Origin of the sequence: Frondihabitans cladoniiphilus, from assembly GCF_039544345.1 — a bacterium.
Taxonomy (GTDB): Bacteria; Actinomycetota; Actinomycetes; order Actinomycetales; family Microbacteriaceae; genus Frondihabitans; species Frondihabitans cladoniiphilus.
This window is the reverse complement of sequence record NZ_BAABLM010000001.1, coordinates 534017-545576: the sequence shown is the minus strand read 5'-3', so window position 1 is coordinate 545576 and position 11560 is coordinate 534017. Positions and strand designations below refer to the sequence as shown.

9 protein-coding genes are annotated in these 11560 nt (G+C 67.3%); 2 read left to right on the top strand and 7 right to left on the bottom strand.

From position 1 onward, the window contains the following. Positions 1-17: 17 nt before the first annotated feature. From ABEA39_RS02510 to ABEA39_RS02495, 4 genes are all read right to left on the bottom strand, one after another. Positions 18-1949, bottom strand: a complete 1932-nt coding sequence (locus ABEA39_RS02510) for a glycoside hydrolase family 127 protein (protein ID WP_345372852.1) — start codon at positions 1947-1949, stop codon at positions 18-20. Positions 1950-1952: 3 nt separating this feature from the next. Further along, positions 1953-2714, bottom strand: coding sequence for a carbohydrate ABC transporter permease (locus ABEA39_RS02505; RefSeq protein ID WP_345373916.1), 762 nt, complete (start codon positions 2712-2714; stop codon positions 1953-1955). A gap of 143 nt (positions 2715-2857) precedes the next feature. After that, positions 2858-3835 carry a carbohydrate ABC transporter permease gene (locus ABEA39_RS02500; protein WP_345372850.1) on the bottom strand — a complete coding sequence of 326 codons (978 nt, stop codon included), beginning with the start codon at positions 3833-3835 and terminating at the stop codon, positions 2858-2860. A 36-nt stretch (positions 3836-3871) separates the two neighbouring features. Then, entirely contained in the window at positions 3872-5128 is a 1257-nt protein-coding gene (locus ABEA39_RS02495; protein WP_345372847.1) for a sugar ABC transporter substrate-binding protein, read from the bottom strand. Between the two features lie 210 nt (positions 5129-5338). Here ABEA39_RS02495 and ABEA39_RS02490 point away from each other — a divergent pair, with 210 nt between their 5' ends. Continuing rightward, entirely contained in the window at positions 5339-5617 is a 279-nt protein-coding gene (locus ABEA39_RS02490; protein WP_345372845.1) for a LacI family DNA-binding transcriptional regulator, read from the top strand. 93 nt (positions 5618-5710) lie between these two features. Then, entirely contained in the window at positions 5711-6754 is a 1044-nt protein-coding gene (locus ABEA39_RS02485) for a LacI family DNA-binding transcriptional regulator (protein ID WP_345372843.1), read from the top strand. 21 nt (positions 6755-6775) lie between these two features. Here ABEA39_RS02485 and arfA read toward each other — a convergent pair whose 3' ends face one another. From arfA to ABEA39_RS02470, 3 genes are all read right to left on the bottom strand, one after another. Continuing rightward, positions 6776-8293, bottom strand: a complete 1518-nt coding sequence (gene arfA / locus ABEA39_RS02480) for an arabinosylfuranosidase ArfA (protein ID WP_345372841.1) — start codon at positions 8291-8293, stop codon at positions 6776-6778. 26 nt (positions 8294-8319) lie between these two features. Further along, positions 8320-10107, bottom strand: coding sequence for a glycoside hydrolase family 35 protein (locus ABEA39_RS02475; protein ID WP_345372839.1), 1788 nt, complete (start codon positions 10105-10107; stop codon positions 8320-8322). Between the two features lie 68 nt (positions 10108-10175). Continuing rightward, on the bottom strand, positions 10176-11519 hold the full coding sequence (locus ABEA39_RS02470; protein ID WP_345372836.1) for an ABC transporter substrate-binding protein: 1344 nt from the start codon (positions 11517-11519) through the stop codon (positions 10176-10178). Positions 11520-11560: the final 41 nt, after the last annotated feature.

The window sequence follows — 11560 nt, the reverse complement described above, 5'->3', positions numbered from 1 at the left end:
AGCGACACTCGAGGGGGTCAGGTGGTCGGCAGCCAGACCCTCATGGTCGAAGGGCCCTCGTTGGCCCAGGTGGCATAAGGGCGGAGGGATGCCCGTCCCCGTTCTTCGCGCACGGTGGCGGTGGAGCCGTACGGCCAGCCCTGGTCGTCGTCGTGAAGTGCGTGCTCGAGGGTGACTTCGGCTCCTGCCTCGGTGGTCGTCAGCGGGCCGGACGTGTCGACGACCGCATCGTTCACCGTGGCGCCTCCGTCGTGCTCTTCGAGGCACAGCACGAGGGGTCCGCGTTCCACCGCGACGGCACCCCGGACGGCGTCGATGCGGGGATCGGGCGCGACCCACCGAGCGTCCATCGGGAGGTCCAGGACGATCGACTCGCCCGCCTCGAACACCCGCGTGACGGCGATCGAGGATCCCGTCACCCGCTCGACGGGCTCGCCTGCGACCGCGAGGTCGGCGTGGTCTGCCCAGGCGGGGATGCGGAGGGTGACGCTCACCGCACTCGGGGTGGCCTCCCGGGCCGTCACGACGATGCGGCCCTCCGTGGGGTACCCGCTGACGACGGAGAACGACACGGGGATGCCCGATTTCAGGGTCGTGCGGACGTCGTAGCTTCCGTACTGGTGCAGCTGGATCCCGTCGTGGGTCTTCGTCGCGAAATACAGTTCGACGCTGGCCAGCGTGCGGGCGACGTTGGTCGGGCAGCAGGAGACCTCGAACCACGGGGCTCGGAGGCTGGACAGAGCCCGCGCGTTCACGTCGATCTCGTCGGGGACACTGCCTGGCACCCGCTGGTGCAGGGTGTTGGTGTAGTAGAACGCCCGACCGTCTTCGCGAGGCGACGCCATGACGTTGTTGAGGAGGGTCCTCTCGAGGAGGTCGGCGTACTTCGCGTCGCCGTGCTGGAGGAGCAGTCGCCACGAGAGCATGTTCGAGCCGATGCCCGCGCAGGTCTCGGAGTACGCCCGGTCGGGCGGGAGCTCGTAGTCGGCACCGAACGCTTCGTCCTGGTGGTGGGATCCCATGCCGCCGGTGATGTAGGTGCGGGTCGCGACGGTGTGGTGCCACTGCCGTTCGACGGCTTCCGCGAGGGCTTCGTCGCCGAGTTCGATGGCGACGTCCAGAGCACCGGAGGCGAGGTAGAGGGCACGGACGGCGTGCCCCCGGAGCGTCGTGGCCGAGCGGACCGGGGTGTCGTCCTGGAAGTACTCCTGCCCGTATTCGATCGGTCCGAGCAGGCCGTGACCCCGCCGGTCGACGAAGAGGGCCGCGAGCTCGATGTACCGGCGGTCGCCGGTGGCGCGTCCCAGTTCGGCCAGGGCGGGCTCGATCTCGGGATGGCCGCAGACGGCCTCCCGGCCGGAGGGTCCGAACGTGTCGTAGAGGTGGTCGGCGAGGCGGATGGCGACGTCGACGAGCTGCCCGGAGCCGGCGGTGCGGAGTCTCGCCACGGCGGCCTGGATGAGGTGGCCGAAGCAGTACATCTCGTGGCCCCACTCGAGATTCGAGTACCGGGCCGGCTGACCGGGACGCCCGAAGCTCGTGTGCAGATACCCGTCGGACTCCTGGGCCGCGGCGACGCGGGAGGTGAGGGCCTCGTACCGGGCTTCGAGCGCGGCGTTCTCCCCGTGGCCGAGTTCCCACGCCATGGCTTCGAGCAGTTTGTAGATCTCCGAGTCGACGAACTCGATGCCGGAGTGCAGCCACCCTTCGTCGCCGGCCGCAGCCTTGTCGAAGTTCCCGATCCAGCCGATGCGCTCCATCCACGATTCGCAGTGCTCCAGGATGACCTCGGCGTTCTTCTGCTGCCAGGAGAGCCAGTAGCCGCCGGTGAGGTGGATCTCGGTCGCGTCGAGAGGCGTCAGGCGCGACGTGGTGGGGGTGACCGGTCCTCCTCGGGGGCTTCGGATCCGGTGCCCTCGGGGCTCGTCCACGGTGATGGTGTCGGTCATGGTTCAGTCCTTGACAGCGCCGGCGGTGACTCCCGCGGCGACGTAGCGTTGTGCCACGACGAGGAGGATCGTCGCGGGGATGGAGGCGACCACGGCGGTCGCCATGATCGCGTTCCAGTCCTGGTTGTTGTTCCCGATGTACCGGTAGATGCCGAGGGTGATGGTCTGCTGCGCCCCTCCGGAATTCAAGGTGGAGGAGAACACGAAGTCCGACCAGGCCCAGAGGAAGGCGAACAGGCTCACGGTGACGACGGAGTTGCGGCTGACGGGGAGCACCACGGAGACGAAGGTGCGCCAGGTGCTGGCCCCGTCGAGTTTCGCGGCGGACATCAGCTCGTCGGGGATCCCGGCCATGAAGGCGGTGAAGATCAGCACACCGAAGGGCACGGCCAGCGTCGAGTCGGCGATGATGAGGCCGCCGGCCTGGTTGAGGATTCCGAGGTTGAGGTAGATCGCGTAGAACCCCATCGCGATGATCACCTGGGGGATCATCTGCGCCACGATCAGGATGAAGGACAGCGCCCCGCCTCCGCGAGGGCGCAGCTTCGCCAGCGAATAGGCGGCGGGGGCGGAGACCGCCACGGTGAGGACGACGGTGCCGAGGCCGACGAGCAGACTCGTGCCGAGATAAGGCAGCTGCTGGCCGACGACCTGGGCGTACCCGTCGAAGGTCGGATTCAGCGGGAACCACGACGGCGGCGAGCTGCGCATCTGCGACTGCGGGGTCAGCGAGACGTTGATCATCCAGTAGATGGGGAACAGCATGATCGCCGTGAGGACGACCCCGAGAATCGTCTTGCCCGGAGAGCGCTTGCGACTCGTGCGTGCCGGGCCCAGTGCTCCGGCGGGCCGCACGGAGCCGGTCTTCCGCCGCGGCAGGGTGTCCGCGGTGGTGCGGGTGGTGGCGGTCATTGCTGTGCCTGCTTTCTCTGCACGCGCAGGTAGAGGAACCCGAAGATCAGGGCGATGACGATGAGGAGATTGCCGACGGCGGCGGCCGGGCTGAAGTTCGGCAGGGTGGATCCGAATCCGAGTTGGTACGACCAGATGGCGAAGGTGGTCGACGCGTTGCCGGGCCCGCCCTTGGTCATGATCCAGATGATGTCGAAGACCTTGAGCGTGTAGACGAGGCCTAGAAGGATCGTGATGGCCGACACGGGCTTCAGCAGCGGGAACGTGATGCGCCAGAACTTCTGCCACGCATTGGCGCCGTCCAGAGCGGCGGCCTCGTAGATGTCGCCGGGGATGTTCTGCAGGCCCGAGTACAGGATCACGAGGTTGAACGGGATCCCGATCCAGACGTTCGCGATGATGACGGCGACCAGCGCCCACTGGGGCGACGTCAGCCAGTTCACCGGTGCACCGCCGATGCCGTGGATGACCGAATTGATGACGCCGGAGTCGCTGTTCATCATCCACGACCACGTCGACGCGCTGACGATCAACGGCAGGAGCCAGGGAACCAGGAAGAGGGCGCGCAGCGTGGACGAGAGGCGGAAGTTCTGGAAGAAGAACACCGCCAGGGCCATGCCGAAGGAGAACTGGAACGCGATCGACACTCCCGTGAAGAGGAGGGTGTTGCGAAGCGCGGGTCCGAAGGTCGGGTCCTGGAACACGTCGACGAAGTTCTGGAACCCGACGAAGGGGGCGTTCCCGTCGATGAACGAACGCACCGTGTAGTCGCGGAGCGAGAGGTCGACGTTCCGGTACAGCGGGTAGGCGTAGAAGATGACCAGATAGGCGACGACGGGCAGGATGAAGGCCCATGCGGTGAGCTGCTCGGCGCGGAATCTCTTCTTGACGGTGGGTCGGGCCGGAGGGCCGGCTGTCGCCGGTCCTCCGGCCGGGACAGGGGCCTCGGGCCGTTCGATGATGGTGGTGCTCATGAGAGTGCTCCTTCGAGGCCTCTGTCGTGCTGCGACTTACTTGATGGCGGCCGCGGCGGCGGTCTGTGCCTGCTGAAGAGCGGCGGCCGGGGTCTGGGAACCGGAGAGGGCGTTCTGCTCCGCCTTCCACATCTGCTCGGAGATCTTGGGGTACTTGGTTCCGAGGTTGTCGCTGGTGCGTCCCTTCGCGTCCCCCACGGCCGTGACCCACGGCTTGAGGTCTGACTGGGCCGCCAGCTGCTGCTGCTGAGCGGCGGCGGTCGGGGCGACGTACGAGAGGGTGGTGTCGGTGGAGACGTAGTTCTTCGTGCTCGTCAGGCAGGACTGGATCTTCTCCGACACCTGGTAGCGGGCGGTGTCCTTCTGCACCGGGATCGTCAGGAACTCGCCCCCGGTCGGCGCCGGAGCGGCACCACCCGACTTCGACGGGATCGAGATGATGCCGTAGTCGAGCCCCGACGTCTTCACCCCGGCGAGCTGCCACGTGCCGTTCTCGCTGAAACCGAACTTGCCGGTCAGGAACTCCTGCCACGAGGTCGTCTGGGTGTTGTTGATGACGGAGTTCGGGGCATACCCCTTGTTGACCCAGTCGGTCAGGAGCGACAGAGCCGAGACGCCGTCCGACGAGTCCAGCTTCGTCAGATCCGCGCCGGAACCCCAGAACCAGGGCAGGAACTGGAAGCTGCCCTCCTCGGTGCCGATGCCGGAGAAGGTGATGCCCTTGTTGCCCGTCGCACTGATCTTCTCCAGTGCGCTCGTCAAGGCGTCCCAGCTGGTGATCGTGGACGGGTCGACTCCGGCGGCGTCGAGGACCTTCTTGTTGTAGTAGAGCGCGAGCGTGTTCGCGCCGATCGGGACGCCGTACGTCTTGCCGTCGATCTGACCGGCCGCGAGGATGTTCTTCTCGACGGAGGCCGTGCTCGTCTTCGTCTCCGACGTGTCGGTCAGGATGCCCGCATCCGCCAGCGTCGAGACGACGGGATTGTCCACGAGCAGCAGGTCGGGCGAGTTGTTCTGCTGACCGGCCAGAAGAGCCTTGCTGGTCAGGTCGGAGGTGTCGTAACCGGTGCGCTTCACCGTGACGCCGGCTTCTGTGCCGCACTTCTCGACGAGCTTTGTCCAGGCACTCGAAGCGTCGAACTGGGGGTACGGGTCCCAGAAGGTGTACGTGCCCTTGGGTGCCGCGCCACCGGCGCTGCTGGTACCGGATGCGCAGCCCGTGAGGGTCGCACCGGCAACGGCGAGGCCGACGAGCGCGGCGAGGGCGCGCTTGCGGCGGAAGAATGAGATCACAGTTGATTCCTCTCTGAATGCAGTGATGACGTGCCTTGTTCGGAGAGAACCGCTCAGGTGATCTCTCCGGTGAAATCGAAACCGAAACTGGTTTCGTCGGGGAACATATCCGCCCGCAGTCTTGTGTGTCAAGGCAACGTGAACTAATTTCGGTCGAACTGGCCGGATTACGAGTCCGGGCGTCACTCCGTCGTCGAAGATCGGTTTCCCATGGACGTGCCCGGCATCACCCCCTCCACACACGGCTCGCCGAGAACAGAGCAACCGCGGTCGCACTCGACCCCCGTTCGCCCGACCGTCTTCGACGTCGCGGCGGCAGCGGGCGTGAGCGCCCAGACGGTCTCTCGAGTCGTCAACGAGCGGGAACACGTCCGGCCCGAGGTCCGTCGGAGCGTTCTCGCGGCCATCGCCCGGCTCGGCTACGAGCCCAATGCGGCAGCCCAGGCGCTGGCAGCACGGCGCCATCGCCATGGAAGGGAGCACGAGTGACGATGTCGGACCGTACGGGTCGAAATCACTTTCGGTTCGGGCTGGATCGGCCTGGCAATTGCACGGCGAGCGTAGAGGAACTACTTTCGGAACATGACATCCCTGCCCCCTGGCGCCGACGTCTCGAAAGCGACCCTTGCTGACGTGGCCCAGGCAGCCGGAGTCTCCCGAGCCACCGCATCGAAGGCGCTCAACAACCGTGTCCACGTCAAACTCGAGACCCGACTCAGGGTCGAGGCCGCAGCCGCGGCTCTGGACTTCACGCCGAACTTCTTCGCCAAAGCACTCAACTCGTCCCGAACCAACACGATCGGCATGTTGACGAGCGACCTCGACAACCGGTTCGTCCTGCCGGTCCTCCTCGGTGCCGAGGACGCGTTCGGCTCCGGTTCCCTGTCGGTCCTCCTCGCCGACGCCCGCGACGACGTGATGCGGGAGCAACTGCACATCGAGACGCTCTTGTCGCGCAAGGTCGACGGTCTGCTCGTCGTGGGCAGGACGACCAACCCCCGCTCCCCCGTGGGCCTTCCGGTCGACGTGCCCGTGGTCTACGTCTACGCCCCCTCCACGCGAGAGACCGACACGTCCTTCACACCGGACAACGTCCTGGCGGGTCGTCTCGCCGCACGTCATCTCGTCGAGACGGGGAGGCGCCGCATCGCGCTGGTCAACGGCGAGCCGTCGTACGCGGCCGCGCGAGACCGAGCCCTGGGAGTCACCCTCGAACTCCGCGATCACGACCTCGAACTGCTGAGCGGCGACTCCCTGTTCGGCCAGTGGGGCGAACGCTGGGGACGGGATTGCGCGCGCCTCATCGCCCAGAGCCATCCCGAAGTCGACGCGATCATCGGCGGGAGCGACCACATCGCGCGAGGGGTCATCGACTCCCTGACCCGCCTGGGTCGCCGGGTGCCCGACGATGTCGCCGTGATCGGGTTCGACAACTGGGACGTCCTGGTGAGCGAATCCGAACCTCCTCTCTCGAGCGTCGACATGAACCTCGAGCATCTCGGCCGAGTGGCAGCCCAGGCCCTCGTCGAAGCCATCGGAGGCGCCCCACGCACCGGCCTCCACAGCGAGACGGTTCACCTGGCGCTGCGCGAATCGACACGACCGTCCGTGACCGACGACCACTGATCCTGCTATGGAAGTCGGTGGCTAGGAGAACCGGACCCGCAGGATGCTCCACGAAAGTGGCGGGAGGGTGACGAGTACCACTCCCCCGTCGACTCGGGCCGCGAGGGGAACCATGCCGACCGCGTCAGGCGCGGCCTCGGTGTTCGACGTGTGACGGTCTCCTCCCTCGGGCACGGTCAGAGTCTCGGCCGACACGACCTCGACGGCCGTCGGGAGGCCGGCGAGCGTCACCTCCGCCGCTTCGTCGAGCGACCGGTTCGTGACGAGGACCGTCACGACCTGCTCGTCGAGGGTCACCACGCAGTCGATCGCCGGCACCTCTCCGTGGCGGCCTCCGTCGACGGCCTCCACCTCGAGCGAGGCGGCGACGATCGAGCCCCGTGCGAATGCGGCTGCCCGCTGGAACGGGAAGAACGTGGTCTGCCGCCAGGCCGGACCGCCGGGCTCGCTCCGGATGGGGGCGATGACGTTCACGAGCTGGGCCAGGTTCGCCATGGACACCCGGTCGCTGTGCCGGATCAACGAGTTCAGGAGCGAACCGACGACCACGGCGTCCGTGACCGAGTATTCGTCCTCGAGAAGGCGAGGTCGTGCATCCCACGGTCCTTCGAACAGCGGCGCTTTGTCGACCTCGTTGAACCGCGTCTGGTACCAGACGTTCCATTCGTCGACCGCGATGCCGATCTTCTTCGTCGAGCCGGTCTCCACGGCGATCTCGTCGATGATGCGCGCGACGTCGTCGATGTACGCGTCGAGCGCGACCCCGGACGCGAGGAACGACGCCACGTCACCGTCGACCTCCTCGTAGTAGGCGTGGACGCTGATGTGGTCGATGACGTCTCCGGCCTCGCGGAGGACGGTGCGCTCCCAGTCGCCGAAGGTGGGCATGTCGGCGTTGGACGACCCCGCCGCGACCAGTTCGATCGACGGGTCGATCCACTTCATCAGGCGCCCGGTCTCGGCGGCGATCCGGCCGTATTCCGCGGCCGTCCGGTGCCCGATCTGCCAGGGGCCGTCCATCTCGTTGCCGAGGCACCAGACGGTGATCCCGAAAGGCTGGTCCGCGCCGTTCCGCCGGCGCCGATCGGAGAGTTCCGTGCCCGAGGGATGGTTGCTGTATTCGAGGAGGTCCGCCGCCTCGGCCATCCCCCGCGTGCCGAGGTTGACCGCCTGCATCAGCTCGATGCCCCGCGCCGAGGCCCACCCCGCGAACTCGTGGAGCCCGACCTCGTTCGTCTCACGACTGTGCCAGGCCGCGTCGAGTCGTGTCGGACGGTCGGCGACGGGCCCGACCCCGTCCTCCCACCGGTAGCCCGAGACGAAGTTGCCGCCCGGGTAGCGCACGATGGTCGGGCCCAGTTCGGCGACGAGCGCGGCGACGTCCTGACGGAAGCCGCCCGCGTCGGCCGTCGGATGGGAGGGCTCGTAGACGCCGGTGTAGACGGCCCGGCCGAGGTGTTCGACGAACGAGCCGAAGAGCCGGCGAGGCACTTCGGCAATCGCGTGAGAGGGGTCGATGTGGATGCGGGCGGTGAGCACGAGGGGGCCTTTCGGAGAACGGGTGGTCAGACGCCGTGGACGGCTCGGCCGTCGATCACCACGTCGCCCAGGCGGGGGCTCGGGGAGAACGAGAGACTCACGTCGCGCGACTCGAGTTCGAGCAGCAGGATCTCGTTCTCGCCCGCACGGGTGACCGGGCCGGGGACGTAGAGGGTCTGCTGAGGACCCCTGGACCAGTATCGGCCCAGGGCGAACCCGTTGAGGTAGGCGATGCCCTTCCCGGCGCCACGGGTGTCGAGGAACAGGTCGGCGGGCTCATCGAGGGCGAAGGAGAATCGGAGAACGGAAGGCCCGGATCCCGAGTCGCCGCCGGTCGCCGCCGTGACCACCCGGCTGAGCGGGAGATCAGCCAATCGGTCCAGATCGAGGGCCATCGCCGACCAGTCGAGCGCGGCTCCCCCGACCGTGACGGGCCCGATCAGGCCCTTCGGCTCGCCGAGTCGGAGGTCGTAGTTCACCCGGCCCTGGTCCTCGACGAGGACGGTAAGGTGATCGCCGGCGGGGAGCACGAGGGTGGTGTCGCCGAGGCTCCGTTCGAGCACGCCGACGAGGTCGCCGTCGACGAAGACCAGAGCCCGGTCTCGCACTTCCGCGACGTGCAGATCCCCCGACCGGCCGTCCAGACGCGCCCGCAGCGCGAGGAAACCCCGGTAGTGACCGAGATCGTCGAAGAGGGCAGGCGCCGGAGCCGAGCCCGGTGTCCAGTCCCCCAGCCGATCGAGCAGCGGCAGCAGATCCGCTCCCGCCTCGGGCTCGACGCGTGGGGTGGGCGCCTCCTCGGGAGCCCTGTCGAGGTCGAACGGGGGAAGCTCGGTGTACTTGCCGAAGACCTCGCGGAACGCGAAGAACTTGGCGGTCGGATTGCCGGCTTCGTCGAGAGGGGCGTCGTAGTCGTAGCTGGTCACGGTGGGCTCGTAGACGCCCTTGTCGTTGGCTCCGTTGGTGAGGCCGAAGTTCGTTCCGCCGTGGAACATGTAGAGGTTCACGGAGGCCCCGAGCGCGAGCAGTTCGTCGAGGTCACGGGCTTGCTCGTCCGCCGGCGTCACGTGATGCGCGTCGCCCCAGTGGTCGAACCATCCGTTCCAGTACTCGGAGCACATGAGGGGGCCGGTCGGCTGATGCTCGCGCAGCACGGCCAGACGCTCGCGGCTGCGGGACCCGAAGGAGCCCGTGCGGAGGAGCTCCGGCAGGCTGCCGTTCTCCAGCATGTACGGCTCGGGCTGGTCGACGGAGGTCAGCGGGACCGTGATCCCCGCCTCGCGGGTCAGATCGACGAGTGCCCGCAGGTACTCCTTGTCGTCGCCGTAGGCGCCGTACTCGTTCTCGATCTGCACGAGGACGACCGGACCGCCGAGGTCGATCTGTCGAGGCGCGACGATCTCGTAGACACGCTGGAGGTACGCCTCGACGGCCTTCATGAAGTGGGGCTCGAACCGGCGGATCCCCGTGTCCCCTCGCGCGAACAGCCAACCCGGCAGCCCGCCGTTGTCCCACTCCGCGCAGATGTAGGGGCCGGGGCGCACGATCGCATGCATCCCTTCCGCCTGGACGAGGTCGAGAAAGCGACCGAGGTCGAGCCCTCCCGTCGCGCTCCACTCGCCGGGCTGCGGCTCGTGGTCGCCCCACGGGACGTAGGTCTCGATGGTGTTCAGACCGAGAAGGCGCGCCTTGTGGATGCGATCGGCCCAGAGATCGGGATGCACGCGGAAGTAGTGCAGGGCGCCGGAGAGCACGCGGTGGGGAGCGCCGTCGAAGAGGAAGGTGTCGTCACCGACGAGGAAGCGGCTGGTCATGGGAGGTCTTTCGGTCGAGAGACGAGGAGCAGGTGCTGCCGACGGCCGCACCTGCTCCCGCGGTGGGTCTACTTGCTGGTGACGGTGAAGCCCTGCTGGTTGCCGTACTTGACGATCGCCGCCTGCCACGCCTTCAACCCGGCGTTCAGATCGGAGCCGTTCTGGTAGGCCTGACCCACGGTGTCGGCGTAGATGCTGTTCGCGTACACCTGGAACGGCAGGTACGACCAGCCGCTCTTGACCGAGTCGGAGGCGCCGGCGAGGACGGTGTTGATGTCCTGCTGACCGAAGTAGTCGGGCTTCGTCGCGAGGAACGACGACGAGGTGAGCGTCGCCGTCGTCGACGGGAAGCCACCCGAGGCAAGGAACGTGTTGACGCTGTCGTTCGAGGAGTTGAGCCACTTCACGAACCCGGCGGCAAGGGCCTGGTTCTTGCTCTGCTTCAGAACGGCCTGGGCGCCGCCGCCGTTCTCCGCAGTGACCGCGGTCGTACCGTCGTAGGTCGGGATCGGCGCGACGCGCCAGTCCCCCGAACCCGCCTTGGCGCCGGACTCGATCACGCCGGGGAACCACGCACCGGTGATCTGGGTCGCGATGTCACCGTTGGCGAGCTGCTTGTACCAGTCGTCGGTGAAGCCGGGGGTCGGGGCGAGGAGCTTGTTCTCGACCAACTCGTTCCAGGTGTCGGCCCACTTCTTCGTGCCGGCGTCCTGCAGGTTGACGGTCACCTTCGTGCCGTCCGTCGTGAACGGTGTGCCGCCGGCCTGCCAGATCATGCTCGTGGTGAAGCCGGCGTCGCCGGTGTCGCTGGTGAGATAGGCGTTCGGGTTGGCCGCGTGCAGGGTCTTGGCGTCGGCCACGTATTCGTCCCAGGTCTTCGGCACGGTCAAGCCGTACTTGTCGAAGACGGTCTTGTTGTAGAACATCGCCATGGGGCCGGAGTCCTGCGGCAGGCCGTAGAGCTTGCCGTCGAGGTCGACCGAGCCCCAGGTGCCCGAGGTGTACTTGCTCTTCAGCGAATCGAAGCCGTACTGCGAGAGATCGCTCAGCGACCCGGCGAGGGCGAACTGCGGCATGGCGTAGTACTCGATCTGAGCGACGTCGGGAGCGCCGGATCCCGCCTTGATCGCATTCTGGAGCTTGGTGTACTCGTCGTTGCCGGTCCCGGCGTTGACGAGCTTCACCTTCACGTTGGGGTAGGCCTTCTCGAATGCCGCGACCTGGGCCGCTCCGGAGGGCGTCCACGACCAGTAGGTGAGGGTGCCGCCCTTCTTGAGCGCAGCCGTGACGGCCGACGCGTTCCCGGAGCCGGACGCCGAGCCCGAGCCTCCGCTCGAGCAGCCTGCCAGGGCCGCGGTGACTGCGATCGTCGTGAGCGCAGCTCCGACGACCATCCTCAAGCGCTTGTGCATGAGGTTCCTTTCACTTCGTTGTGTGGGGTGATGTGGGCAGG

Coding starts and splice junctions, on each gene's coding strand:
- ABEA39_RS02510 (WP_345372852.1), bottom strand. CDS start 1,949: ATGACCGACACCATCACCGTGGACGAGCCCCGAGGGCACCGGATCCGA.
- ABEA39_RS02505 (WP_345373916.1), bottom strand. CDS start 2,714: ATGCTGTTCCCCATCTACTGGATGATCAACGTCTCGCTGACCCCGCAG.
- ABEA39_RS02500 (WP_345372850.1), bottom strand. CDS start 3,835: ATGAGCACCACCATCATCGAACGGCCCGAGGCCCCTGTCCCGGCCGGA.
- ABEA39_RS02490 (WP_345372845.1), top strand. CDS start 5,339: ATGGACGTGCCCGGCATCACCCCCTCCACACACGGCTCGCCGAGAACA.
- ABEA39_RS02485 (WP_345372843.1), top strand. CDS start 5,711: ATGACATCCCTGCCCCCTGGCGCCGACGTCTCGAAAGCGACCCTTGCT.
- ABEA39_RS02475 (WP_345372839.1), bottom strand. CDS start 10,107: ATGACCAGCCGCTTCCTCGTCGGTGACGACACCTTCCTCTTCGACGGC.
- ABEA39_RS02470 (WP_345372836.1), bottom strand. CDS start 11,519: ATGCACAAGCGCTTGAGGATGGTCGTCGGAGCTGCGCTCACGACGATC.